The organism is Dietzia sp. NPDC055877, assembly GCF_053615975.1.
Genome location: NZ_JBSHCV010000009.1, coordinates 80,986 through 105,962, shown reverse-complemented (window position 1 = coordinate 105,962; position 24,977 = coordinate 80,986). Strand labels below are relative to the sequence as shown.

Genomic DNA, 24,977 nt, shown 5'->3' with positions numbered 1-24,977 from the left:
CGTCATGGCACGCCGTGACGATTCAGGCCGGGGGAGGAGGGCAGAACGGTGCGATACAGGGCAACTCGATCTCGGGAAGTGCGAACGGCGCGGGCGGTGCCGGGGGAGCCGGCACCTCGACGACGGGCGGAGCAGACGGCTCCGGGGTCGACGGCGGCGGCTCCGGCGGCGGAGGAGTGGACGACCCCGGCACCTCGGTGCATCCGGGGACCGGACCCTCCGGCTGGCCCGGCTCGGCCGGCTCGGGGGCTGCGGTCGGGGTGCCTTCCCAGCCCTCGGGGCACTTCTCCGGGGGTTTGGGCTCCTCGTGCGTCGGCTTGGGCTGGTGGATCGGCGGTAGGTCGGACGGGAGCGGGTACGCGTTGACGGCGTAGCCGTGGGCCCAGGCGTTGACGTTGGCGACGTAGGCCAGCGAGTTGTTGTAGGCCAGGATGGCCCGGGTCCGTGCTGCCGGGTCCGCCATGGAGCCGCCCTGATTGCACAGCAGGGTGGCCGCGGCCAGGGCCCCGTCATAGATGTTGTTGGGGTCGGCCACCCCGTCGTTGTTCCCATCTCGGCCCAGGAGCGCCCAGGTCGACGGGATGAACTGCACCGGACCGACAGCCCGATCGAAGTCGGCGTCGCCGTCGAAACGGCCGCCGTCGGTGTCCGTGATGACGGCGGTGCCCGGAATGGAACCGTCGAGGCGGGGCCCGACGATGCGGCCGATCGTGTTCCCGTGAACGTCGAACTTTCCGCGGCCCTGGTTGGACTCGACCTGGCCGATGCCGGCGAGGACCGTCCAGTCCATCTCGCACGCGGGCTGCTCGGCGTTCAGCCGGTCGGTTGCGCGGTGGTAGGCGTCGAGCGCGATCCCCGGGATGCCGAGAGGACCGTCCGGAATCGTTGCCGGCTCGATGTGGGCGGCGCCCGGGTCCTCCGGGGCGGGAGTTGGCTCTCCGGTCGGGTCGGGCTCGCTCTCCGCGGTGACAGGGCCGTCGGTGACGGTGGGGGTGTGCGGGGCGGACTCCGCGAGGGGGGTGATGTCCGGGGCCTCCGGTGGGCTGTTGTCCATCGACAGTCCGACGGACGCCAGGACCGCGATCGCCGTCGCGGTCACCGCGGCACTGGTCAGTACCTTGCGATCAGCGTTCTGCGCGACTTTGCGCAAGACTTCCCCCTACTGCTCAGCGGATGCGGCAAGCGACTTGTACGCCCCACGATTCTCGCCCCCTCGGGCGCATCCGGCCGGGCCGACGTTACTCCCGGCCCCTGGTGTCAGGATCGTTTTTACCGTCAACAGTGTTACCTGCGCCACTGTTTAGTCCGGCGAGCAGAGTCTCGATCCTCTCGACCGAATCGCGCAGATCGTCGAGTTCGCGGCGGAGATAGTCGCGGGTCACGTTCTCGCCGACCGACAATCGGACCGACGCCAGCTCGCGGGCGAGGAATTCCGTATCGGCCTTCGTCTGGGTGGCCCGGAGCCGGTCCTCCTTGAGTGCCGACTTGTCCCGGTCCTCCTGACGGTTCTGCGCGAGCAGGATGAGCGGGGCGGCGTACGCGGCCTGCGTCGAGAACGCCAGGTTGAGCAGGATGAACGGGTAGGGGTCGAAACGAAGCGCCACCACGGCGACGTTGATGATGATCCACACGATCACCACCACGGTCTGGATGAGCAGGTACGTGCCGGTGCCGAAGAACCGGGCGACGGCCTCGCTGTAGCGCCCCACCGCATCGGAATCGAAGCTGATGCGGGGGCGGCGGGAGGTGACCGGCGTGGACAGCGGAGAGCGCGATGATGGTTCGGTCACTTCTGATCCTTCTCCCCGTCGTCGTGGAGGTCCATATCGCGCCAGTCCTCGGGCAGGAGGTGATCCAGCAGGTCGTCCACTGCCACGGCGCCGAGGAGATGCCCCTCGTCGTCCACGACGGGCCCGCACACGAGGTTGTAGGTGGCGAAGAAGCGGGTCACCGCGTCCACCGAATCCGTGGGGCGCAGCGAGGACAGGCTCGTGTCGACGGTTTCCGCGACCATCGTCGACGGCAGTTCCCGCAGCAGCGCCTGGATGTGCACACAGCCCAGGTACTTTCCCGTCGGCGTGGCGGTGGGTGGTCGGACGACAAAGACGAGACTGGCCACCGCCGGACTGAGATCGGGATTGCGGCAGTGTGCGAGTGCCTCGGCCACGGTCGTTTGCGGCGTGAGGACGATCGGCTCCGGCGTCATCAGGCCACCGGCCGTGTCGGCGTCGTACGTCAACAGCATCCGGACCGGTGCGGAGTCCTCGGGGTTCATCCGTTCGAGGAAGGATTCCGCGTCCTTCTCGGGGAGCTCGCCGAGGAGGTCCGCGGCGTCCTCCGGATCCATGGCCTCGAGAACGTCCGCCGCGCGCTCGAGTTCGAGACGGGTCACGATCTCGGTCTGCTCGTCGTGGGGCAGCTCCTGGAGGATGTCGGCCAGCCGCTCGTCATCGAGTGTGCGGGCGACCTCGAGCCGTCGGACCTCCGGCAGTTCGCGTAGTGCGTTGGCCACGTCGGCCGGACGCATGTCGGCGAACTGCTCGACCAGGCTCTCGGCGCCATGGCCGGGAGCACCGATTGCCGTGTCGTCCATCCCGCTGATCCGGTTCCACGGATAGATCGACACGGGGCCCCGACGGCTCAGTGGTGTGCGACCTCGGCGGACCCGGGCGGCCACCCGGGAGACCAGCCAGTCCCTCGAGCGTTGACGCTCGATCTCCACATCGACGACCTGGTGCCGTACGGACCCTGCGGAACCGTCGGCCGACCCCGGACCCGCCTGGTCGGTCTCCACGTTGATGATCGAGTCGACGAGGGAACCCAGTACGACGTTCTCGCCCGGGCGGGACTGGAAGCGGTGCAGGTTGATGGTTCCGGACACCAGCGACACGGACCGGGGATCGATGGAGGCGACCCGGAGCATGGGGACGAAGATCCTGCGCCGGGTCGGCAGCTCGACCACGAGTCCGATGACCCTGGGAGGTCTGGGCCCGGATCGCATCGTCACCACGACGTCACGAATGCGTCCGATGTCATCCCCGTCAGGTCCGATCACCGGAAGCCCGGCTAGCCTGGCGACGAAGGCCTTGTTGAGGTTCGCCATGCGGACCAGGCTAGTCATCGAACGGCGGCAGCCGTACGCCGAACCTGACCTGAGGGAGAGCCACCCACGATGAGAGACGCCTCGCACAGGACGCCAGTTCCCTCTGATCCGGCGGCCGAGATCGCCGACCTCCGCTCGCGGCCGCGACGGACCGTCCTGGCCGTCCCGGGTAGCAGCGTCAAGATGATCGGCAAGGCCAGGGGTCTGCAGGTGGACGAGGTGTTCTTGGATCTCGAGGACGCCGTCGCCGGGCCAGCCAAGGAGGAGGCCCGCGGCAACGTCGTGGAGGCGCTGCTGGCGGGAGGGTTCGCGGCACCCACCGTCGTGGTCCGGGTGAACGCCTGGGACACCGAGTACACGGTGCGCGATGTCACCGAGGTGGTGGGGCGGGCCGGCGCGCACGTCGATGCGCTCCTGCTGCCGAAGGTCCGTACCGCGTCAGAGGTGGTCGCCCTCGACCTGGTGCTCTCGCAGGTGGAGAAGGCGGCGGGCCTGCCGGTCGGTCACATCGGGATCGAGCCCCAGATCGAGGACGCACTGGGTCTGACCAACATCAACGAGATCGCCACGGCCAGCCCTCGGGTGCTGACGTTGGTGTTCGGCCCGGCGGACTTCATGGCGTCGGTCGGGATGCGGACCCTGACGGTCGGCGAGCAGCCGGACGGCTATGCCCCGGGCGACGCCTACCACCATGTATTGATGTCGATTCTCGTCGCGGCGCGGGCACACGGGCTGCAGGCGATCGACGGCCCGTTCCTCAAGGTGCGCGACGAGGAGGGATTCCGTCGCGCGGCCGCCCGGACCGCGGCCCTGGGTTTCGACGGCAAGTGGGTGCTCCACCCGGCACAGGTGGACGCGGGCAACGAGGTCTTCAGCCCGCGCCAGGCGGAGTTCGACAAGGCCGAGGGGATCCTCGCGGCCTATGCGCATTCGACGTCCGAAGAGGGGGGCGCCCGCGGCGCGGTGATGTTCGGCGACGAGATGCTCGATGAGGCCAGCCGTAAGATGGCACTGGTGGTCTCCGCGCGCGGCCGCGCGGCCGGGATGACCGTCTCGGACGAGGCCACCTCGAACGGGCGACCCCCGGAAGGACAGATTCCATGACCTCTCGCGTGAACATGACGACCGGCGGTACGCGGGGCGGGCGGACCCCGGGGCTGCCCACCCCGCCGACCGGCTGGGTTGTCGCCTCGTACTCGACCTACGAGCAGGCCCAGGCCGCCGTCGACCATCTGGCGGACGAGGAGTTCCCGGTCCACGAGGTCACCATCGTCGGTGTCGATCTGATGCAGGTCGAGCGGGTGACCGGTCGTCTGACGTGGCCCAAGGTCCTGCTGGGCGGCCTGGCCACCGGTGCCTGGCTCGGACTCTTCGTGGGCCTGCTGCTCGGGATATTCACCCAGCCGATGTGGGGGGTCGTGCTGACCGGTCTCGTGGGCGGGTCGGTGTTCGGTGTCGTCTCGGCCTCCCTGTCGTATGCGGCGACCAGGGGTAAGCGGGATTTCGCGTCGACGCAGCAACTGGTCGCCGGCCGGTACGACGTCCTGTGTGAACCCGCCAACGCGGAGCGGGTGCGCGATGAACTCGCGCGGTTCGGGATGAAGTGATGACGGGTGGTTTCCCGCCCGGTTCCCCGGGCGTACTGGAGTCGGTCCGCGCGCATCTCGAGAAGCACTACGGCCCACAGCCGCAGGAGGCGTCGGTGACGTTCCTCGGCGCGCCCCCGATCCGCGTCCTGCGGTTCGTGGAGGTGGAGACCGGGCTGGTCCGCTACGTCTCGCTCGGGTGCTCCGCCGAGCCGATGGGTGACCCCTCGGCGCTGGTGCCGGACCCGACCGCGCCCCGCGCGGAACTGAGTCTGGTCCTGCAGGGCGGCGTCGACGGGCTGGTCCGGGCGCTGTCCGTGCTCGCAGCGGCGCCCGCGGTCGAGGGGCTGGTGCTGTCGGAGGGCGCGCTCATCGATCTCGGGGAGCCCCTCTGGCCGGGAGCCGCATTCACGGCGGTGATCCTCCGTGCCCCCGAGATCCCGGATGTCGAGCTGCCCGGTGAGACGGCGTCGGTCTCCGTGTTCCGCGCGGTCCCCGTCACCCATACGGAGGCTGCCTGGGTCCGGATGAAGGGCGCGGCCGAACTGGAGGAGGCCTGGGCGGAGGCCGGGATCGACGTCACCGATCCGGCACGCGCGGCGGTGAACCCGGGGATGTCCCGCTGACCCTCCGGCGCGGGATCAGAGCCAGTCGTTCTTCCGGAATATCCAGAACAGTCCGACGCAAATCCCGGCCATGATCGCCAGGACCAGGAAATAGGCGTAGCTGATGTTCAGCTCCGGCATGTTCTCGAAGTTCATGCCATAGACGCCGGCGATCATGGTGGGCACGGCGGCGATCGCCACCCACGCCGAGATCCGGCGCATATCGGTGTTCTGGCGTACCCCGACCATGGCCACCGCGGCACCCACCAGCGAGGTCATCTGCTCGTCGAGGACCGCCACCTCGGCCACCGCCCGTGCGTGGTGGTCCTGCACATCGCGGAAGTAGTGCCGGATGTCCCGCGGGACGAGGTCCAGATGATCCAGCGAGAGCCTCTGCAGCGGGCGCGTCAGCGGGGAGATGTTGTGCTTGAGCTCCAGTAGCTCGCGTTTGAGTAGATAGATCTGTTCGATGTCGACGTCGGCCCGGGGTTGGAAGAGCGCGGTCTCGAGCTCGTCGACATCCTGTCGGATCTCGTCCGCGACCTCGAGGTAGCTGTCGATCATCCGGTCGGCGACGGCATGCATGACGCTCGCGGGTCCCTGGGCGAGCCTGTCCGGCGACTTCTCCAGTTCGCTCCGGATCCCGGCCAGCTCCGCGAACTCGCCGTGTCGGACGGTCACCACGAAATCGCGGCCCAGGATCACCATCGCCTCGCCGGTGGAGACGATGGCACTGACGTCGTTCAGCGTGTCGTGCGCCAGGTACTTCACAGCCGCGAGATTGAGGACGAGAGTGTCCTCGTAGGCCTCCAGTTTCGGGCGTTGCGCACCGTTGGTGGCGTCTTCGGTGATGAGCTCGTGAATTCCGAACTCGCTCGCCAGGGAGGCCATCTGGTGGGCGTCCGGCGCGAGCAGACCGAGCCAGACGAACCCCCGGCCCTCGGACCGGACCCGGCGGATCGCATCCAGGTAGGTGACCTCGCCGGGAGTGCGGGCCCCGTCCACGTAGACCCCGCAGTCGACAACGGCGTGATCGGTGCGAGTGTGGAGCTGTGATGACGCCACGCGGGAAACGGACGCGCGACGGCGACGACGGGGGAGTGCGGGCACCGGCCCTCCTTCTGCTGGTCGACCTCGACATTATCGGCACGCCGGGGACTCGGCGTGACGTGGCCGAGTTTGGGCTGGGAGACTGGACTGTCGAAGGCGCCCCGCACCGACGCGGGGGCGGCGCGAGGAAGGGCGTGGTCGGATGCGGCGGACGTGGGGACGAGCCGGGTGGCGGACGGCTGCGCTGGCGGTTGTCGCGGGTGTCGCGGTGTCCGGATGCCAGGCGCAGTCGTCGATCGTCCCGGCGCACGAGGACGCCCCGGTGGTGGTGATCGAGACCGCGTCGTTCGCCGAGGCCGAGGTCATCGGATACATCTACGGCAACGCGCTCATTCGCGAGGGCTGGCGTGTGCAGCCCCGCCCGCAATCCGGCACCGGGGCTGAGGTCGTGGAGTCCGTGGCGAACGGCGAGGCCACGTTCACGGTGGGGTTCACCGGGAGTCTGCTGCGTCAGTTCGCCCCCGGCTCGCCGGCGGTGGCGGCCGATGAGGTCTACCCGGCGATGATGGCGGCCCTCCCGGAGGGCGTCACCGCGGGCGATCCGGCGCCGGCGGAGGACAAGCCCGCTCTGGTGGTCTCGCGCAACACCTCCGAGACGCACGGGCTCAGCACGATGTCGGATCTGGCGGGGCGGTGCGGTGAGTTCACGATGGGGGCCCGGGCGGAGATGCTCGCCGACCGCGAGCTGTTCACGGAGATCTCGCAGATCTACGATTGCGTGTTCGCCCGCCAGGTGGCGCTCGGTCCGAACCCGCGGGTCGTGCTCGATGCCCTGCGCTCCGGTCAGATCGGGGTCGGTGGGATGCGCTCGTCGGATCCGGTCCTCCACGAGGGGGACATGGTGATGTTGGACGACGACGACAACGCCATCACCGCGCAACATCTGGTTCCGGTGTTCCGCAAGGGCTCGCTCACGGAGGACCAACTCGCTCTGGTGAACCGGATCAGCGGTGAGCTGACGACAGACGATGTGCGTGAACTCCTACTGGGGATCGAGTTCGGGTCGGCTTCGGCGGTCGCGCTGGCCGACTTCTGGCTGAACGAACACGGCTACTGACCCGGGTCGATTCCGGGTGAGCCGGCCGGGGCCGGCTCCGCCGTCCCGCTCACCCCGCGAGACCACAAAGGGCCCGTCCGCACCGGACGGGCCCTTCGTGGTGTTCAGCGACGGGTCACTCGAATGCTTCGTCGACCAGAGCCTTCTGCTCGACGGCGTGGACCTTGCTCAGTCCGGTCGAGGTGGCGGCCATGGGTCGACGCGAGACCCGCTTGAGGCGCGGGAAGTTCTCGATCCGCTCCGGCAGCTCGAGGGCGAGGAAGCTCCAGGCACCCTGGTTGGCCGGCTCCTCTTGGACCCACCGGACCTCGGAGAGGTTCGGGTAGCGGTCCAGAGCCTCCCGCAGGCGACGGTGCGGGATCGGGTGGAGCTGCTCGAGGCGAACGATCGCGACGTCGTCACGCTCGTCCTTGTCGCGACGCGCGGCCAGCTCGTAGTAGAGCTTTCCGGACACCAGCAGCATCGTGGTGACCTTGCTCGCGTCGGCGTTGCCGTCGATGAACGCGGGGTCGTCCAGCACCGAGCGGAACTTGCCCGTGGTGAAGTCCTCGACCGCGCTGACGGCCTTCTTGTTGCGCAGCATCGACTTGGGCGTGAACACGACCTGCGGGCGCTTGATGCCGGTGGCATGGCGGCGCATGAGGTGGAAGTAGTTCGCCGGGGTCGAGGGCTGTGCCACCGTCATGGAGCCCTCAGCACACAGCTGCAGGAACCGCTCGATGCGTCCGGACGTGTGGTCCGGGCCCATGCCCTCGTGGCCGTGCGGCAGCAGCAGCGTGACCGAGGACTTCTGGCCCCACTTGGCCTCGCCCGAGGAGATGTACTCGTCGATGATGGTCTGGGCGCCGTTGACGAAGTCGCCGAACTGGGCCTCCCACATGACGAGCGCCTCGGGGTCACCCACCGAGTAGCCGTACTCGAATCCGAGACCCGCGTACTCGGTGAGGGCGGAGTTCCACACCTCGAAGCGGCCCTCGGCCCCGTCCAGATGCTGGAGGGGGGAGTACGTCTCGGCGGTCGTCTTGTCGACGATCATGACGTGCCGCTGGGTGAAGGTACCGCGCTGCGAGTCCTGGCCGGCGAGACGGACCGTGCGGCCCTCCAGCGTGAGGGAGCCGATGGCGAGCAGCTCCGCGAACGCCCAGTCGATGTTGCCGTTGTAGGCCATCTTCTGGCGGGCTTCGTAGACGGGCTTGACGCGCGGATGGATGTGGAAGCCCTCCGGCAGGTTGCCGAAGGAGTCACCGATGGCGTGCACGACGGACTCGTCGATCGCGGTGACCACGCGCGGGAGCGGCTGGTCGGGCTCGATGGACTGCGACGCCGTCACGGGGTGCTTCTCGAGCTCGCGGACCTCGTTGAAGACCCGCTCGAGCTGTCCCTGGAAGTCGCGGAGAGCGTTCTCCGCCTCCTTCTCGGTGATGTCACCACGTCCGACGAGATCCTCGGTGTACGACTGACGGACGCTCTTCTTGCCGTCGATCACCTCGTACATCCGCGGCTGCGTCATCGACGGGTCGTCGGCCTCGTTGTGGCCGCGACGGCGGTAGCAGACGAGGTCGATGACGACGTCCTTCTTGAACTCCTGACGGAAGTCCATCGCCAGGCGGGCGACGCGGACACACGCCTCCGGATCGTCACCGTTGACGTGGAAGATCGGCGCGCCGACCATCTTGGCCACGTCGGTGCAGTACTGGCTGGAGCGACCGGCCCCGGGGGCGGTCGTGAAGCCGATTTGGTTGTTCACCACGATGTGGATCGTGCCGCCGGTCCGGTACCCCTCGATGAGCGAGAGGTTGAGGGTCTCGGCGACCACACCCTGGCCGGCGAACGCGGCATCGCCGTGCAGCATCAGCGGCACGACGGGGTACTCGGCACGCCACTCGGCGTCCTCGATGAGGTCGTGCTTGGCGCGGACGATGCCCTCGAGGACCGGGTCGACGGCCTCGAGATGGGACGGGTTGGCGGTCAGCGAGACCTTGATCTCGTTGTCGCCGAACATCTGGTACTGGATGCCCTCGGCGCCGAGGTGGTACTTCACGTCGCCCGAGCCGTGGGCGGCCGAGGGGTCCATGTTGCCCTCGAACTCGGTGAAGATCTGCCGGTACGGCTTGCCCACGATGTTGGCCAGCACGTTGAGACGACCGCGGTGCGGCATGCCGACGACGACCTCGTCCAGACCGAACTCGGCGGCCTCGTCGATGACCGCGTCCATCATCGGGATGACGGACTCGGCGCCCTCGAGGGAGAAGCGCTTCTGGCCGACGTACTTGGTCTGCAGGAAGGTCTCGAACGCCTCGGCGGCGTTGACCTTGGACAGGATGTACTTCTGCTCGGCGACCGTCGGCTTGTCGTCGACACCCTCGATGCGGTCCTGGAGCCAGCCGCGCTGTTCGTTCTCCAGGATGTGGGTGTACTCGATACCGATCTTGCGGCAGTAGGCGGCCCGGAGCGCGGACAGCACGTCGCGCAGCCGCATCCGGTCCTTGCCGACGAACCCGCCGACCGAGAACTTGCGGTCCAGGTCCCACAGGGTGAGCTCGTGCGAGTTCACGTCCAGGTCGGGGTGGAACGTGCGACGACGCTGGGCGTGCATGCCGTCCAGCGGGTCGATGTCCGCCATGAGGTGACCGCGGTTGCGGTAGGCGGCGATCAGCTCGAGGACGCGGGCGTCCTTGTCCACGCGCGGATCGGTGATGTCCTTGCGCCAGCGGACCGGCTCGTAGGGGATGCCGAGGGCGCCGAAGATCTCGTCGTAGAAACCGTCGTCGATGAGCAGGCGGTGGATCTCACGGAGGAACTCGCCCGATTCGGCGCCCTGGATGACGCGGTGGTCGTAGGTCGAGGTGAGCGTGGTGATCTTGCCGATCGCGGAGTTCGCGAGCTGCTCCTCGCTGGCGCCCTGGAACTCGGCCGGGTACTCCATCGCACCCACGCCGAGGATGGCGCCCTGACCGACGGTCAGACGCGGCACCGAGTGCACGGTGCCGATGCCTCCCGGGTTGGTCAGCGAGATGGTGACACCGGAGAAGTCGTCCATCGTCAGCTTGCCGACGCGGGCCCGCGAGACGATGTCCTCGTAGGCGTCGAGGAATTCACGGAAGTCGAGCTTCTCGCAGTTCTTGATCGCGGCCACGACGAGGCTGCGGCCGTTCTTGGTCTTCATGTCGATCGCCAGACCGAGGTTGATCCCGGTCGGGGTGACGGTGTTCGGCTTACCGTCGATCTCCTCGAAATGGTTGTTCATGTTCGGGTAGGCCTTGATGGCCTGCACCATGGCGTACCCGATGAGGTGGGTGAAGGAGATCTTGCCGCCGCGGGTTCGCTTGAGGTGGTTGTTGATGACCACCCGGTTGTCGATCATCAGCTTGGCCGGCACGGCGCGGACAGATGTCGCCGTGGGCAGCGTCAGCGAGGCGTTCATGTTCTTGACGATCGCGCCCGCCGGACCGCGCAGCACCTTGGTCTCGGGCTCCTCCGGCGGCGAATACTCGGGGGTCATCGACTTGGTGGGGGCCGGGACGTCGGGCTTGTTCCGTGTCTCCGGGGTGCGTACCGGCGCCGGTACGCCCTCGCCGCGGGCCTTGCGGGCCGGAGCGGCGTCGGAATCGGGCTTGGCGGCCACGTCCCTGGCGGAGGCGGTCGGGGTGACATCGTCGACTGTCAGGTCCGAGCTCTTCTCAGCCGCCTTCTTGGCGTCGCCCCCGGGGGGCGACGCGGCGGTGCCGTTGGACGAGTTCCTGCCGGAGGCGGAGGCGGCCTGCGGGTTGGCCTTGAAGAACTCGTGCCAGGACTCATCCACAGAGGAGGGGTCCTTGGCGAAGCGCTCGTACATCTCGTCTACGAGCCACTGATTCTGTCCGAATTGTGAGACGGTGTTGCTCACGATCTTGTGGTGCCTCTCTGGTTCTGTGGTGGGTTTCACACGTCGATGACACCCAGGCTAGACGTTCTGCCCGCAGGGGGCCTTCCGATCTCACCTGACAGGGGGATGCCACGCCTCGGTCACGCGGGGTTCACCCGGCCGACCAGGAAAGCGGGGGAGCTCCGAACGTGGCGTCGGCGGTGTCCACCACGGTCCGTCCGAGCTTGCGGTTGCCCCAGCCGCCGATGGCCGCGCCCAGGCCGGCCGGGGCGAGTTTGCCCAATGCCAACCCCGCCCGCTTCACCGCGAACTTGCGGACGAAACGATGCATCATCCTCGAGTTGATCTCCTTGAGGCCGGGTACGCGCAGCACCCTGCTCGCCAGCGACGCCCGGGAGGCCGAGCCCGCCCCGGAGCCGACGGCGTTGGCCAGGACGGCGGTGCCGGAGGCGCCGAGCATGACGGTCATGACCAGCAGTTCCTCGTGCTCGCCTTCGCGGACGTCCACGCCATGCACCTCGGCGACGGCAAGGGTGTAGAACGCGGCCGCCTCGAGGAAGACGAGCGATTCGGCACCGATCGCGCCGAAGGCGATGATGGTGCCGATCCCGGGGACGGCGGCGGTTCCGCCCACGGCCGCGCCCGAGGCGGTGACGGCGCCGAGGAACAACGAATCAAGCCGCGAACGGATCTGTGCCGGACTCTCGTCCGGGTGGTCCTGGCGTAGCTTGTGCACGTACCGGCGTGCGGCGCCGGACTGGAGTCTGATCGCTCGTCGGAGCGCTGCGGTGACCACCCCCGCGGCGGGGCCGGAGACGTCGGGCCGGGAAGTGTCGTCGTCGGACACGGGCTCACCTTCTTCTCTCGAGGTGCGAGCTGGCGAGTGGCGCCGCGGGTCCCGGGTTCGGGTCCCGCTACGGAAACCAGGCTACGTACCCGCACGATAATCGTGCGGGCAGGTGGTCAGGGCAGGACGCGCTCGGTGTAGGTGTTGCCGAACACGCGGTCCGGGTCGAGGCGGTCACGCACGGCGACGAAATCGTCGAAGTGTTCGACCATCGAGGAGAGGTCGTCGGCGCCGCGGGTGTGCATCTTCCCCCAGTGCGGGCGGCCGTCCGCGGCGAGGAAGATCTCCTCGGCGAGCCGGAACAGTTCCGTGTGGTCCATCCGGTGGTACTGATGCACCGCGATGTAGCAGACCTCGCGGCCGTGGGCAGTCGAGAGCCACACGTCGTCGGCGGCGGCGAAGCGCACCTCCATCGGGAACGGGGTCAGCACGCCCGAGCGGTCGATCATGTCGCGGATGTCGCCGAGCACCGCGCCGGCCGCGGCGATCGGCACCGCGTACTCCATCTCGCGGAAGCGCACGCGACGCGGCGAGGTGAACACACGGTAGCTGCGATCCGTGTAGGTGCGTGCGGAGAGTGCGCGCGCGGTGAAGCGGTTCAGTCGCGGGGTGATCGAGGGACGCCGCGTCGCCGCCCGGCAGACCGCCTCGAAACCCTCGTTGGAGAGGAACTCGTCGCTGATCGCCGACTGCAGCCGGCCCACCGGTCTGAGGTCCGCGTCCCCCGGCAGGCGGGTGTTGCGTTTGACGTTGATCGCGTCGGTGTGGGGGAACCAGTAGAACTCGGCGTGGTCGGCCGAGCGTGCGAACCCCTCCATGTCCTGCAGGACGGCGGAGAGCGTCCACGGACGTTCGTCGGCGTGCAGGGCAAACGCCGGCACACACCGGATCGTCATCTTGGTGATGATCCCCAGGGCGCCGATCCCGAGCCGGGCCGCCGCGAACACGTCGGGGTGGGAATCGCGCGAGCAGGACATCACGGTCCCGTCGGCGGTGACGAGTTGGAGCCCCACCACGGTGGCCGGGAGGCCGGGGGCCCGGCACCCGGTGCCGTGGGTCCCGGTCGAGACCGCGCCCGCGAGGGACTGCTCGGCGAAGTCTCCGAGATTGGGCTGTGCGAGCCCGAGGTCCCACAGCAGCGGGCCGAGGCGATGCAGCCGCGTCCCGGCCCAGACGGTGACGTCCGCGCCGTTCACCCGGCCGTCGGCGCCCCGGGTGGGGACGATGGACTCGATCCCGGTGAGGTCGTCGAGGGAGATGAGGACCCCGTCCGTCGCCGCGGCCGGGGTGAACGAGTGTCCGGCTCCGACACACTTGACGCGGGTTCCCGATTCCGCCGCGGAGATCACCGCGGCGGTGACCTCGGCGACGGTCGTGGGGGCGGTGCGCCGAATCGGGTCGGCCACCACGTTGCCGGTCCAGTTCGTCCAAGGGGCTGCCGGGGTCGTCATGGATGCTGAGGTTACCCGCCGGTGGGCGGCCGTAGGTGATACCGAACGTCGGACCTGACCCGCGGCTATACGGTGGTGACGGAAAGGTCCGACGTCCCGGTTAACACTGTCAGCGTCGTCGTCGGCGTCGTACGATGAACGGGTGACCAGACGACTTCCTGCCGATCAGCGCCGTGCGCAACTTCTCCGGGCCGCCCTGGAGATCGCCGAACACGACGGGCTGGGGGCTGTGACCGTCCGGGGCGTCGCCGAGCGCGCAGGCGTGTCGCTCGGCGTGGTCCACTACTGCTACACCGATAAGGAAGAACTTCTCCGCGAACTGATCGGGGCGGTGAACTCCGAAGTCCACCAGGCGGCCACCGCGTTCGTCAGCGTGGACTTCGATTCCGGGGTCAGCGGCGTGAACGGGCTGCGGCAGCGTCTGTACGAGGCCATCGACCTGGTCTGGGCGGTCATCACCGCCTCGCCGGACCGGCAGCTCCTCACCTACGAGATCGTGTCCTATTCCCTGCGTACCTACGGGTTGCCCGAGGTGGGGCTGGCGCGTGATCAGCAGGAATCCAACGAGGCGATCGTCCGTTCGGTGCTCGAACGCACTGCCGCCTCCGCGGGCATGCGGTGGGGGATGGGCCTGGACGAGATCACCCGGGTGGTGCTGGCGATCGTCGTCGGTATCGGTCAGAGGTGGCAGATCTATCGCGACGACGACGAGGCGAACACCCTCCTGCACCATGCCGTCGACCTGGTCGTGCGCGACGCGCAGGCCCTGGACGCCGCGTGATCCGGGGATGACGCCGGTGTCGGACGTGACGGTCGCGCTCGAGGCGGCCACCTCGGAGCTCGACGCGCCGCTGGCGGCACTACATCTGCCGAGCCTGCGGGCGAACCTCGAGGATCTCCGTCGACGGGCCGCAGGGACCCGAATCCGGATCGCGAGCAAGTCGGTGCGGTCGCGGGGGGTGTTGCGAGAGGCGCTCGGACAGGGCCTCCGGGGCGACGGCGCGGTGAGCGGGATCATGGCCTATTCGCTGTCCGAGGCGTTGTGGCTGGTCGAATCCGGCTGTGACGACGTCCTTCTGGGCTATCCGACGGTGGACCGCGCGGCGCTCACCGCGTTGGCGGGCGACGAGGGGGCGCTGGCGGCGGTCACGCTGATGGTGGACGACGTCCGACAACTCGATATCGCCCGTGACGCCGGCGCGACCGGTGCTCGCGTGTGCGTTGACGTGGACTGTTCGCTCCGCCTGGGCCCCGTCCACCTCGGCGTGCGCCGGTCGCCGTTGCGGGACTCCACGGAAGTAGAGTCATTGGTCCGGCAGGCTGTGGGCATGGGCTTCCGCGTCGTGGGCGCGATGTTCTACGAGGCGCAGGTCGCCGGGGTGCCGGACAACGTTCGTGGGATCGGCCCGGTCAAGCGGCTGTCGATGCGCCGCCTGGTGGCGATCCGCGAGGCCGTGGCGGAGACGATCGAGAGACTCACCGGCTCGACGCCCGAGATCATCAACTCCGGGGGCTCCGGTTCCGTCGCGCAGAGCGCCGCGGCCCCCGCGGTCACCGAGGTCACGGCGGGTTCCGGTCTGTACGTCCCGGGTCTGTTCGACCACTACCGGACCTTCACGCCCCGCCCCTCGCTGTTCTTCGCGCTGCCGGCGGTGCGGACCCCGGCGCGGGGGCTCACCACCTTCCTCTACGGCGGATACGTGGCCTCCGGGGTGCCCGGGTGGGATCGACTCCCGGTGCCCGCGGCGCCGACCGGGCTCCGTTTCCTCGGTCGCGAGGGGGCCGGCGAGGTCCAGACCCCGATGCGGGGCGAGGTGGCCATCGGCGAGCGGGCGTGGTGGCGGCACGCGAAGGCGGGTGAACTGTGCGAGCGGTTCGACACACTGCACGTCGTGGACGACACTGCTGAGGGGCCAGCCGTGGTGGAGAGCTGGCCCACCTACCGTGGCGAAGGGAAGTGTTTCGGATGAGCGTCGGCCAGTCGATGTCCGAGGAGGCCCGCGAGCGGCTGTACTCCGAGGCGGTGTCCATCACCGCGGACCTGGTCTCGATCGATTCGACGAACACCGGCGATCCCGCCACGATCGGCGACGGTGAGACGCGCGTGTGCCGTCGGATCGCCGAATACCTCGACGAGGTCGGGATCACCAGTGAGCTGGTGGAATCCGTGCCCGGCCGCGGAAGTCTGTTCGCACGGGTCGAGGGCTCCGACCCGGAAGCCGGGGGCCTGGTCGTGCACGGACACGTCGACGTCGTTCCCGCGGTCGCCGAGGACTGGACCGTACCGCCGTTCGCCGGTGAGATCCGGGACGGCTGGCTCTACGGCCGGGGGACCGTCGACATGAAGAACATGCTCGGTATGACCCTCGCCGTGATCCGGCACTACCGTCGTGAGGGCATAGTCCCCCGACGGACGTTGCTGCTGGCCTTCTTCGCCGACGAGGAGGCCGCCGGGATCATGGGGGCCAAATGGGTCGTCCGGGAACGTCCGGAGATCTTCGACGGCATGACCGAGGCCCTGAGTGAGGTCGGCGGTTGGTCTGTTCCGGTCCAGGGGCGCCGGCTGTACCCGATCGCCGTCGCCGAGAAGGGCGTCGCGTGGGCCAGGGTCACCGCACACGGGACCGCCGCACATGCCTCCCGTCCGACGGCCGATAACGCCGTCGCCGCGGTCGCCGGCGCGGTGAGCCGCGTCGCCTCCCGCGAGTTCCCGGTCGAGCCGACCGAAGCCAATACCGCGCTCGCCGCGGCCGTCGGACAGTTGGCCGGAGGCAGCGGAGAGGTCGCGGAGCTCCCGGAGCGGCTCGACGTACTCGGGCACTTCGGTCCCCTCGTCGCGGCCTCGCTCGCGCACACCGCGTCGCCGACGGTGTTGTCCGCGGGCTACAAGACCAACGTCATCCCCACCGAGGCGTATGCGGAGATCGACTGCCGCGTGTTGCCGGGTGGCGAGGACACGTTCCGCGACGAGATCGAGACCGAACTCGGGCCGGACGTCGAGGTCGAGTGGATCTGGGAGCCGCCGATCGCCGCGCCCGCGGACGCCGGGATCGTCGAGGTGATCCGTGAGGCAGTCCGCGGGGCGGATCCGGAGGCCCTGGTGGTGCCGTATCTCCTGCCGGCGAGTACGGACAACAAGCATCTCGCGCGGCTGGGAATCTCCGGGTACGGCTTCGTCCCGTTGCGCGTACCGGACGATTTCGACGTGTTCGGACACTTCCACGCCGTCGACGAGCGGGTGCCGGTCGACGCGTTGCACTTCGGGGCGGATGTGCTGGCCACCGTCCTCCGATCGGCGTGAGGGGCACTCCCGGCAGCGATTCGGACCAGGCTCAGCGCACGAGGCTGCCGGCGGACGTCTGGGTCCTCGTGGCCGCCGCGTTCGCGGTGGCACTCGGATACGGCCTCGTCGCTCCGGTTCTCCCGCAGTTCGCGACGAGCTTCAACGTCTCGGTGACCGCCGCGTCGGTCGTGGTGAGCGCCTTCGCCTTCTTCCGTCTCGTCTTCGCCCCCGCCGGCGGCCTCCTCGTGGACCGGCTGGGGGAACGCCGCGTGTACATGACGGGCCTGCTCATCGTGGCGGTATCGACCCTCGCTACCGGGCTCGCCCAGTCGTACGTGCAGCTCCTGGTGTTCCGCGGCCTGGGCGGGCTCGGTTCGACGATGTTCACGATCTCGGCCATGGCGCTGCTGACCCGTCTCGCCCCGCCGGGCGCACGGGGCCGGATCATGGGGCTCTACGCCACCGCCTTCCTGATCGGCAATATCGGCGGCCCCGTCCTCGGTGGTCTGCTGGCGGAGTTCGGCATGCGCGTCCCGTTCTTCGTCTACGCCGCCTCTCTGCTCGTGGCCACGGGCGTGGTGGCGGTCTTCCTCCGGGGTGGGCGGCGGCGTTCCGCTGACGACCAGACCCCGGAACAGAAGCCGTTGCCGGTCAGGGAAGCTCTGACGGACGCTCGCTACCGTGCCGCGCTCATCTCGAGCTTCGTGAACGGATGGGCGTCGTTCGGTGTGCGCGTCGCGATCGTCCCGCTGTTCGCGGCGGCGAACTTCGACGCGGGCCCGGGCATCGCGGGAACCGCACTGGCGTCGTTCGCCGTCGGCACCGCGTCGGTGATCTCCGTGGCGGGCTGGCTGTCGGACCGCTACGGCCGTCGGCCGCTGGTGATCGCCGGCCTGGTGATCTCCGGCGGCTCGACCGCGGTGATGGGGTGGTGCGACACGGTGCCCCTCCTGGTGGCGGCGTCGGTGATCGCCGGGATCGGCGCGGGCATCCTCAACCCCTCGCAGCAGGCCTCTGTCGCCGACGTGATCGGCTCGGACCGGGCAGGCGGCAAGGTTCTGGCCACGTTCCAGATGGCCAGCGACTCCGGAGCGATCCTCGGACCGATCGTGGTGGGGCTCGTGGTCGACGCTCTGGGGTACACGACCGGTTTCGCCGTATCAGGCGCCCTGTTGTTGGCCGCGGTCATACCCTGGCTGTTCGCGAGAGGGGCGCCCCGAGCCCCGGCCACTGCCGCGACGGGGGAGTGACCTGCGCTGTCGTCTCGCTTATCGGACCACCGACGCCGTAGCATGGAAGGCCTCATGAACAACAACGACGAGGACCGTACCGCCACTGCCGGCGACGAGGTCGACACCGACGCCAGCACGCCCGAATCTTCCGAGTCAGCCCCGGCCGGGTCCCCCGAGGCCGAGTCTACCGAAGCAAGCCCAGCCGGTGGCGACGACGCCCCCGGCGTCACCTTCGCCGACATGGGCCTCGCGCCCGCCGTGGCCAAGGCTGTCCAGGATGTGGGGTACGAGGTTCCCTCGGCCATCCAGGAAGCGACGATTCCACTGGTCCTCGAGGGGCGGGACGTCGTCGGACTGGCCCAGACCGGCACGGGCAAGACCGCGGCCTTCGCGCTGCCGATCCTCTCGCTCATCGACCCGGCGGTGAAGAGCCCGCAGGCACTCGTCCTCGCCCCGACGCGTGAGCTGGCCCTGCAGGTCGCCGAGGCCTGTGTCACCTATTCGGCGAACATGCCGCAGGTCAACGTGCTGCCGATCTACGGTGGGCAGGCGTACGGCATCCAGCTCTCGGGGCTGCGGCGAGGCGCGCAGATCATCGTCGGCACCCCCGGCCGTGTCATCGATCACCTCAAGAAGGGCACGCTCGATCTGTCGGGCCTGCGTCACCTCGTCCTGGACGAGGCGGACGAGATGCTCGCGATGGGCTTCCAGGAGGACGTCGAGCGGATCCTCTCCGATACGCCTGAGTCGACGCAGGTCGCGCTCTTCTCCGCCACCATGCCGGCCGCGATCCGACGGATCTCGCAGCGCTACCTCACCAACCCGGCCGAGGTGAAGGTCGCGTCCAAGACCTCGACCGCGCCGAACATCCAGCAGCGCTATGTGCTGGTCCACCACCGCGACAAGCTCGATGCGCTGACCCGGATCCTCGAGGTCGAGGACTTCGACGCGATGATCATGTTCGTGCGCACCAAGTCCGCCACCGAGGAGCTCGCCGAGCGACTGCGGGCGCGTGGCTTCTCCGCCGCCCCGATCAACGGCGACATCCCCCAGAACCTGCGTGAGCGGACGATCGAGGCGCTCAAGGACGGCCGCACGGACATCCTCGTGGCCACCGACGTCGCCGCTCGCGGCCTCGACGTGCCGCGGATCAGCCACGTCGTCAACTACGACATCCCGCACGACACCGAGTCGTACGTCCACCGGATCGGCCGGACCGGCCGCGCGGGCCGCAGCGGTCACGCGTTGCTGTTCGTCACCCCGCGCGAACGGCGTCTGCTCTCGCAGATCGAGCGCGCGACCCGCCAGCCGTTGACCGAGATCCAGCTGCCGAGCGTGGACGACGTCAACGAGATGCGGATGGCCAAGTTCGCCCAGTCGATCACCGAGAGCCTGGACGACTCCAATCTCGCGCTCTTCCGTCGACTCGTCGAGGACTACGCGTCCGAGCATTCGGTGTCGATGGCGGATATCGCGGCGGCGCTCGCCACCCAGTCCCGCAACTCCGACGAGTTCCTCATGCGTGAGCCCGAGCGGCCGCAGCGCCGTGAGCGTCACGATGATCACCGGGACGGACGTCGCGATGATCGTCGGGATCGTCCGGCGCGGGACTTCTCCGACGGCCCGCGTCCGTCGCGGTCGGGCAAGGACATGGCGCAGTACCGGATCGCCGTGGGCAAGCGGAACAACGTCAAGCCCGGTTCGATCATGGGTGCGCTCGCGAACGAGGCGGGACTCCGCGGCGGTGACATCGGTCGCATCTCCATCCGTTTCGATCACTCCGTCGTCGAACTCCCGGCGGATCTGCCGGCCGATCAGATCGAGTCGATGAAGGGGATCGTCGTCGGCGGTGCCGAGATCGACATCCGTCCGGACTCCGGTCCGCCGTCGGGCCGACCGGGCTCGTACCGGGATGACCGGGGCGGTAAGCCGCGTGGTGGTGGCGGATACCGCGGCCAGCGTGGGGACCGCGACGACCGGGGCGGTGACCGCCGTGGCGGCAGGTTCGATGACCGACGCGACGACCGTGGTGGATACCGGGGTGGCGATGACCGCCGCGGGGGCGGTCCGCGCCGGGACGACGACCGCCGTGGTGGTGGCGGCGGATTCCGCGGCCGCTCTGGTGGCAGCCGCGACCGCTACTGACAGCTCCGACCCCCGGTGACGCCCCGGCCCGTTCACGGGCCGGGGCGTCGGCGTTACCCCGGGCATCTGCTGACCGCGCGCGAGAGCGCGTCATGGTCTGCATCGGTCACGGGCAGCTCGTAGGCGATCGCGGCCGTGAGGTAGCGGGCGGCGTAGAAGCAATGTCGCGCGGGATCGGGTGGCAGCCAGTCGGCGGGGGTGGAGTCGCTCTTGCGGGTGTTGACGTCCCCGGTGACGGCCACGAGGTTGTGGTCGATGTCGTTCGCGAACTCCGCGCGGCGTCGTGCGGTCCATTCCCACGCGCCGAGGTCCCAGGCGGCCGATAGCGGGAAGACGTGGTCGATATGGATTCCCCTCACGCCTGACCCGCCCACGTCGACCGTGCGACCGGTGTACGGGTCGACCAACACCCCGGAGGGGGCCGCGCACGCGCCCGTCGTGGCGCCGGCGCCGGTGTGGATGTCACGGGCGAGGACGTCCTGCCTGGTGGGACACCCGTTGCCGCCGCCGGGCGCCCCGGTCACGTCGCTCCAGGCGGGCCCGAACACGCAGGCGGAGTCGCCGGAACAGTCCCGTTCGTACCCGGGTATCGCGGGACGTTCAGGGACCACGGAGACCGCATCGAGGAGCGGGGCGACACGGTCCCGCGCCGGGCTCCCGGGAGCGGATCCGCGGGGCTGACCGAGCACCACGACGAGCGCGAGCACAGCTGCCGTGAGCACGAACAACGCCAGTGCTCGTCGGGGGATCGGAGGGAGCTTTCCTGCCACGGGATGAGTATCCGTGCGCGGTCGCGCCCGACCTGCGCGTCGAGGGGCGGAGAGGGCGGGACCTGTGGAGGTGGCCGGGCCTGTGGAAAGGAGGACTACGAGGGGTCGCCGGGGTCCTCGCCGACCCGATGTCGGACCTGCGTGCTTACATGTGGGCGTGACCCAGACACCCGAACCGCGCCTGCACGCCGTATGGCAGTCGGGGGCCGTCGGTCTGTGGTGTGAGACGGGATTGCGGCGGCCGGGGTCCGTTGCGCCGGCCGGATCGGTGACGGCGGTGGGACGGGCCGGGGCGCCCGCGGCGGTCGTCGAGTTCCTCGAGCGGTATTCGCTCACCCACAAGCTCGCCGTGCGCGTTCCCGTCGAGGGCAGGGTCCGCGAGGCGCGGGTCCCGGGCATCCGCATCTCGGTCGGCGCCGCCATCGATCTGTGTCGGCTCCTCGAGGCCGGTGAACCCCCCGTGGGCGCCGGGCGTCCCGGTGGTGCCGGGGTCGGAGAGGGCGGAGCGCTCTGGGCGGGCGCGGCGCTACGGGCCCTGGCCGCGTTGTCGGCCGGTGTCGGCGCCTTCGTCCGGTCGGGGCATCTCGTTCCGGAACTCAGTCGTTTCGAGGGGGGCTGGGTGGCCGGGTGGTCTCTGGCGGCGTCACCGGTCGTGAGTGCGTGGGCCGCGGAGAGCCTGTCCCGGTGTCATGGACTGGTCACGAGCCGCGAAGAGCTGGATCGTCTGCTCGACGCGCTCACGGACCAGCATGCGCGCACGGCGCTCGCGCCACTTGCCAGGGATCGCCGCAGTGCGCTGGGCACGGCACTGATTATCGGAGCGGATGTGCCCTCCGGCGGCCAGGCGCTGGCCGGCGCCGTGGCGGAGTTCGGTCGGGCGGCCGCGGCCCGGGACGTGGAAGTGGTGTTCCGCATCGTCGAGCCCCAGTTCGGCGACGATGCGGGGGAGACCTCCGACGATTCGTCCACGGGCGAGGGCGGGGGTGAGGTCCTGTGGCGCCTCGAGGTCCTCGTGCGGACCGGCACCGATTCGCTCCGCCCCTACGCCGAGCTGCCGGATCCCTCGGTGGTCACGGATGCGGTGGGCGACGTCGCCGAGAGGGCCGTCCGGTCGTGGCCCCCGCTGGGACGGGCGATCCCCGCGCGGGGCGGACCGGATCTGCTCCTTCCCACCGAGCTCGTGGTGGAGCTGGTCGACGAGGGGGTGGAGGCCCTGCGAGGCCGGGGCGTCGAGGTTCTGCTCCCGCGGGCATGGACGCGGGTCCGCACCGCGGTGCGTGTCGTGGTGTCGGAGCCGGGGACGGAGACCGTCGACTCGGGTAGGCGGCTCGGTGTGGACCAGCTCAGCGATGTCAACTGGGAGATGATCGTCGACGACGAGCCGCTGGACGCCACCGAGGTGCAGATGCTCCTGGACAACGCGTCGGATCTGGTCAGACTTCGCGGGCAGTGGGTCCGGGCGGATTCCGGAGCACTGCGTCGTGCGGCCCGTTTCCTCGCCGCGCGCAGGGGCGGCCGGGTGACCGCCCCCGCGCTCGCGGCGGCGCTGATGTCCGAGGAGGCCGAGGGCGTCGAGGTGAACGCGCCCCCGACCCTGGACTGGATCCCCTCGTCGTCGTCGATCGTGGTCGATCTTCCCGACTGGTTCCGGGCGACTCTACGCCCGTACCAACTCGAGGGGTTGCGCTGGCTCACCGCGCTCTCGCGCGCCGATACCGGCGCGGTCCTCGCGGACGACATGGGGTTGGGCAAGACGATGCAGGTGCTCGCCCTCACCGCCTCCGAGGTCGGCGCCGTGGGCCCGACCGGCGAGCCGATCGGTCGGGTCGGCCCGACCCTGGTCGTCGCGCCACTGACCCTGCTGTCCACCTGGGCCAGAGAGGCGTCGACGTTCGCGCCGGAGTTGTCGGTGATGACCCATCACGGACCCGAGCGGGATCGTGACGAGGGGGCGGCCGAGCGGCTCGCAGCAGCCGATCTGGTGCTGACCTCGTACGGCACCGCTGCCCGGGATGTCGACATGCTGTCCGAGGTACCGTGGCGCCGACTCGTGGCGGACGAGGCGCAGACCATCAAGAATCCGTCGACCGGCGTGTCACGGGCGCTCATGGCGATCCCCGCCGAGCACCGGATCGCGCTCACCGGCACGCCGGTCGAGAACCGACTCGATGAGCTCCGCGCGGTCCTGGAGTTCGCCAACCCCGGGGCCCTGGTATCGGCGAGTACCTTCCGCGCGCGGTTCGCGGTGCCGATCGAGTCCCATCGCGACGAGGCCGCGGCGTCCCGGCTCCGGGCGCTCGCGGGGCCGTTCGTCCTACGCAGGCTCAAATCGGATCCGCGGGTGGTCTCCGATCTGCCGGAGAAGCAGCACATCCGGGTGGACGCTCCTCTGACGCGCGAGCAGGCGACCCTGTACCGCGCGGTGGTCGAGGACATGCTGGAACAGGTCAAGGAGTCGGAGGGCGCCGCTCGGAAGGGTGCCATCCTGTCCGGGCTCACGGCACTCAAGCAGGTCTGCAATCACCCCGCCCACTATCTCGGCGACGGTTCGGCCCTCCTTCGCGGAGGGCGCCACAGGTCGGGCAAACTCGCCGCGCTCGACGAGGTGCTGACCGAGATCCTCGCCAGCGACGAGAAGGTCCTGCTCTTCACCCAGTACCGGGCTTTCGGGGACCTCATCCTCCCGATGCTGGAGCGTCGGGCCGCCGCGGCGGTGCCGTTTCTGCACGGCGGCGTCACCGCCGCGGCCCGGACCGAGATGGTCCGCGGGTTCCAGAGTCCTGGTGGCCCCCCGGTGATGCTCGCGTCCCTGCGCGCCGGCGGCACAGGTCTGACCCTGACCGAGGCCAACCACGTCGTGCACCTGGACCGGTGGTGGAACCCGGCGGTGGAGAACCAGGCCACGGACCGGGTCCACCGCATCGGCCAGTCCCGGGTGGTCCAGGTACGGACGTTGGTCGCCCCCGGCACGGTGGAGGATCGCATCGACGAACTCCTGGAGGCCAAGCGGGATCTGGCGGAGCTGACCCTGGGGCCGATGGCCGGAGCGTTGACCGAGCTGGACGACGCGGAGCTGGGCGCGCTGGTCGCCCTGACCGATGAGGGGGTGGAAGAACCGTGAAGAGCGGACGGGGAATCGAGGCACGCTCCCGTGCCGGGCCGTTCGGCGCGCACATGTGGGCCAGGCGGTGGGTCAGCGATCTCGAATCCGGGGTCTCCCGCGGGGCAGCGCACCTGGCCCGGACCGACGCGCGCAATGACAAGGTCCTGTCCCTGGGACACTCGGGCCGGACGGTCCGCTGCGACGTCGAGAGCACCAGACCCCGGCCCTTCACGGTCGAGTTCACGTTCGCGCCACTGGACGAGACGGACTCGGACGCACTCCGCACGGCCCTTCGGCAGGAGGAGAACGGGGTGCTCGGCGCGTTGGCCGGGGATTTCTCGGACACGATCGGCTTCCTGCTGCTGCCCGCGGTCCACGGCGCGACCTCCTACTCGTGCCACTGCCCTGTGCAGACCGGGCCCTGTCGTCACGTCCTGGCGGCGGCGTACGTCATGGTCGAGTGGTGGGATGCCTCGCCTCAGGTGATGTTCGAGTTGCGTGGCCTGGGCGCCGACCAGTTGGGCGCTGTACTGAGGGGCCCCGGCGGCGAGGGCGACACGGTGGGTGTCGATGTGGAGGAGAGTCTGTGGGGCAGTGACCCGCTACTGCCGACGGTGCCCTCGCCCGCACCGGCCGGGCTCGAGGATCTGCTGGACGCCCCGGTCACCAGAAGGATGGCGGCCGCCGCGACCAACGACCCGCTCGAGCAGTTGCGCGTGGTCGCCGATCTCGAGGACTTCCTCGACGCGTTCGGCGACTACCGATCGCGCTGACGGCAGAGCCGTCCGGGACCGCTGTCGTACCCGCGACCTACGATGCG

At 69.6% G+C, this 24,977-nt stretch carries 19 protein-coding genes; 11 read left to right on the top strand and 8 right to left on the bottom strand.

Translation table 11 applies throughout. The features are described from left to right. Window positions 1–22 precede the first annotated feature (22 nt). The 3 genes from ACWGLC_RS11375 to ACWGLC_RS11365 all read right to left on the bottom strand — a co-directional run bounded on the left by ACWGLC_RS11375 (window position 23) and on the right by ACWGLC_RS11365 (window position 3,103). Window positions 23–1,150 (bottom strand): lytic transglycosylase domain-containing protein, encoded by a 1,128-nt coding sequence (locus ACWGLC_RS11375; RefSeq protein ID WP_452100007.1) that lies wholly within the window; start codon window positions 1,148–1,150, stop codon window positions 23–25. An 88-nt stretch (window positions 1,151–1,238) separates the two neighbouring features. Then, window positions 1,239–1,790 carry a DUF1003 domain-containing protein gene (locus ACWGLC_RS11370; protein WP_452100006.1) on the bottom strand — a complete coding sequence of 184 codons (552 nt, stop codon included), beginning with the start codon at window positions 1,788–1,790 and terminating at the stop codon, window positions 1,239–1,241. Beyond that, entirely contained in the window at window positions 1,787–3,103 is a 1,317-nt protein-coding gene (locus ACWGLC_RS11365) for a magnesium transporter MgtE N-terminal domain-containing protein (RefSeq protein WP_344993332.1), read from the bottom strand. Before ACWGLC_RS11365 ends, ACWGLC_RS11370 begins: the two co-directional genes overlap by 4 nt. Before the next feature lie 69 nt (window positions 3,104–3,172). Here ACWGLC_RS11365 and ACWGLC_RS11360 point away from each other — a divergent pair, with 69 nt between their 5' ends. From ACWGLC_RS11360 to ACWGLC_RS11350, 3 genes are read left to right on the top strand one after another with little or no spacing between them, the layout of a single operon-like run. After that, window positions 3,173–4,207 carry an HpcH/HpaI aldolase/citrate lyase family protein gene (locus tag ACWGLC_RS11360; RefSeq protein ID WP_452100005.1) on the top strand — a complete coding sequence of 345 codons (1,035 nt, stop codon included), beginning with the start codon at window positions 3,173–3,175 and terminating at the stop codon, window positions 4,205–4,207. Then, window positions 4,204–4,710 carry a general stress protein gene (locus tag ACWGLC_RS11355; protein WP_452100004.1) on the top strand — a complete coding sequence of 169 codons (507 nt, stop codon included), beginning with the start codon at window positions 4,204–4,206 and terminating at the stop codon, window positions 4,708–4,710. The genes ACWGLC_RS11360 and ACWGLC_RS11355 overlap by 4 nt, the downstream gene beginning before the upstream one ends. After that, window positions 4,710–5,315, top strand: a complete 606-nt coding sequence (locus tag ACWGLC_RS11350; RefSeq protein ID WP_452100003.1) for a suppressor of fused domain protein — start codon at window positions 4,710–4,712, stop codon at window positions 5,313–5,315. The genes ACWGLC_RS11355 and ACWGLC_RS11350 overlap by 1 nt, the downstream gene beginning before the upstream one ends. A 15-nt stretch (window positions 5,316–5,330) precedes the next feature. Here ACWGLC_RS11350 and ACWGLC_RS11345 read toward each other — a convergent pair whose 3' ends face one another. After that, window positions 5,331–6,404 (bottom strand): magnesium and cobalt transport protein CorA, encoded by a 1,074-nt coding sequence (locus ACWGLC_RS11345; protein ID WP_452100002.1) that lies wholly within the window; start codon window positions 6,402–6,404, stop codon window positions 5,331–5,333. 208 nt (window positions 6,405–6,612) lie between these two features. On the opposite strand from ACWGLC_RS11345, the gene ACWGLC_RS11340 reads away from it, so the two are divergent. Further along, window positions 6,613–7,461 carry a glycine betaine ABC transporter substrate-binding protein gene (locus tag ACWGLC_RS11340; protein ID WP_452100001.1) on the top strand — a complete coding sequence of 283 codons (849 nt, stop codon included), beginning with the start codon at window positions 6,613–6,615 and terminating at the stop codon, window positions 7,459–7,461. 115 nt (window positions 7,462–7,576) lie between these two features. On the opposite strand, the gene ACWGLC_RS11335 is transcribed toward ACWGLC_RS11340, so the two are convergent. From ACWGLC_RS11335 to ACWGLC_RS11325, 3 genes are all read right to left on the bottom strand, one after another. Next, entirely contained in the window at window positions 7,577–11,350 is a 3,774-nt protein-coding gene (locus ACWGLC_RS11335; protein WP_452100023.1) for a multifunctional oxoglutarate decarboxylase/oxoglutarate dehydrogenase thiamine pyrophosphate-binding subunit/dihydrolipoyllysine-residue succinyltransferase subunit, read from the bottom strand. A 127-nt stretch (window positions 11,351–11,477) separates the two neighbouring features. Continuing rightward, a complete protein-coding gene (locus ACWGLC_RS11330) occupies window positions 11,478–12,173 on the bottom strand; it encodes a hypothetical protein (RefSeq protein WP_452100000.1) in 696 nt (231 codons plus the stop codon). A gap of 116 nt (window positions 12,174–12,289) precedes the next feature. Beyond that, window positions 12,290–13,624 carry a D-arabinono-1,4-lactone oxidase gene (locus ACWGLC_RS11325; RefSeq protein WP_452099999.1) on the bottom strand — a complete coding sequence of 445 codons (1,335 nt, stop codon included), beginning with the start codon at window positions 13,622–13,624 and terminating at the stop codon, window positions 12,290–12,292. Window positions 13,625–13,766: 142 nt separating this feature from the next. On the opposite strand from ACWGLC_RS11325, the gene ACWGLC_RS11320 reads away from it, so the two are divergent. From ACWGLC_RS11320 to ACWGLC_RS11300, 5 genes are read left to right on the top strand one after another with little or no spacing between them, the layout of a single operon-like run. After that, on the top strand, window positions 13,767–14,405 hold the full coding sequence (locus ACWGLC_RS11320; RefSeq protein WP_452099998.1) for a TetR/AcrR family transcriptional regulator: 639 nt from the start codon (window positions 13,767–13,769) through the stop codon (window positions 14,403–14,405). Between the two features lie 7 nt (window positions 14,406–14,412). Next, the gene (locus tag ACWGLC_RS11315) at window positions 14,413–15,594 is read left to right on the top strand and encodes an amino acid deaminase/aldolase (protein WP_452100022.1); all 1,182 of its coding nucleotides are present in this window, start codon (window positions 14,413–14,415) and stop codon (window positions 15,592–15,594) included. After that, window positions 15,591–16,925, top strand: coding sequence for a M20/M25/M40 family metallo-hydrolase (locus ACWGLC_RS11310; RefSeq protein WP_452099997.1), 1,335 nt, complete (start codon window positions 15,591–15,593; stop codon window positions 16,923–16,925). Before ACWGLC_RS11315 ends, ACWGLC_RS11310 begins: the two co-directional genes overlap by 4 nt. Continuing rightward, complete coding sequence (locus ACWGLC_RS11305; protein ID WP_452099996.1) at window positions 16,922–18,157, top strand: MFS transporter; 1,236 nt, start codon at window positions 16,922–16,924, stop codon at window positions 18,155–18,157. Before ACWGLC_RS11310 ends, ACWGLC_RS11305 begins: the two co-directional genes overlap by 4 nt. A gap of 54 nt (window positions 18,158–18,211) precedes the next feature. Continuing rightward, the gene (locus tag ACWGLC_RS11300) at window positions 18,212–20,284 is read left to right on the top strand and encodes a DEAD/DEAH box helicase (RefSeq protein WP_452099995.1); all 2,073 of its coding nucleotides are present in this window, start codon (window positions 18,212–18,214) and stop codon (window positions 20,282–20,284) included. 53 nt (window positions 20,285–20,337) lie between these two features. On the opposite strand, the gene ACWGLC_RS11295 is transcribed toward ACWGLC_RS11300, so the two are convergent. Continuing rightward, window positions 20,338–21,054: an HNH endonuclease family protein gene (locus ACWGLC_RS11295; RefSeq protein WP_452099994.1), complete on the bottom strand. Its 717-nt coding sequence runs from the start codon at window positions 21,052–21,054 to the stop codon at window positions 20,338–20,340. Between the two features lie 157 nt (window positions 21,055–21,211). Here ACWGLC_RS11295 and ACWGLC_RS11290 point away from each other — a divergent pair, with 157 nt between their 5' ends. Both ACWGLC_RS11290 and ACWGLC_RS11285 read left to right on the top strand, forming a co-directional pair. Continuing rightward, window positions 21,212–24,175, top strand: a complete 2,964-nt coding sequence (locus ACWGLC_RS11290; RefSeq protein ID WP_452099993.1) for a DEAD/DEAH box helicase — start codon at window positions 21,212–21,214, stop codon at window positions 24,173–24,175. Beyond that, window positions 24,172–24,930, top strand: a complete 759-nt coding sequence (locus ACWGLC_RS11285; protein ID WP_452099992.1) for a hypothetical protein — start codon at window positions 24,172–24,174, stop codon at window positions 24,928–24,930. Before ACWGLC_RS11290 ends, ACWGLC_RS11285 begins: the two co-directional genes overlap by 4 nt. Window positions 24,931–24,977: the final 47 nt, after the last annotated feature.

Excerpts from the sequence above, each read along its gene's own strand:
- ACWGLC_RS11365 (WP_344993332.1), bottom strand. The coding sequence starts at position 3,103 with ATGGCGAACCTCAACAAGGCCTTCGTCGCCAGGCTAGCCGGGCTTCCG.
- ACWGLC_RS11360 (WP_452100005.1), top strand. The coding sequence starts at position 3,173 with ATGAGAGACGCCTCGCACAGGACGCCAGTTCCCTCTGATCCGGCGGCC.
- ACWGLC_RS11355 (WP_452100004.1), top strand. The coding sequence starts at position 4,204 with ATGACCTCTCGCGTGAACATGACGACCGGCGGTACGCGGGGCGGGCGG.
- ACWGLC_RS11350 (WP_452100003.1), top strand. The coding sequence starts at position 4,710 with ATGACGGGTGGTTTCCCGCCCGGTTCCCCGGGCGTACTGGAGTCGGTC.
- ACWGLC_RS11325 (WP_452099999.1), bottom strand. The coding sequence starts at position 13,624 with ATGACGACCCCGGCAGCCCCTTGGACGAACTGGACCGGCAACGTGGTG.
- ACWGLC_RS11315 (WP_452100022.1), top strand. The coding sequence starts at position 14,413 with ATGACGCCGGTGTCGGACGTGACGGTCGCGCTCGAGGCGGCCACCTCG.
- ACWGLC_RS11310 (WP_452099997.1), top strand. The coding sequence starts at position 15,591 with ATGAGCGTCGGCCAGTCGATGTCCGAGGAGGCCCGCGAGCGGCTGTAC.
- ACWGLC_RS11300 (WP_452099995.1), top strand. The coding sequence starts at position 18,212 with ATGAACAACAACGACGAGGACCGTACCGCCACTGCCGGCGACGAGGTC.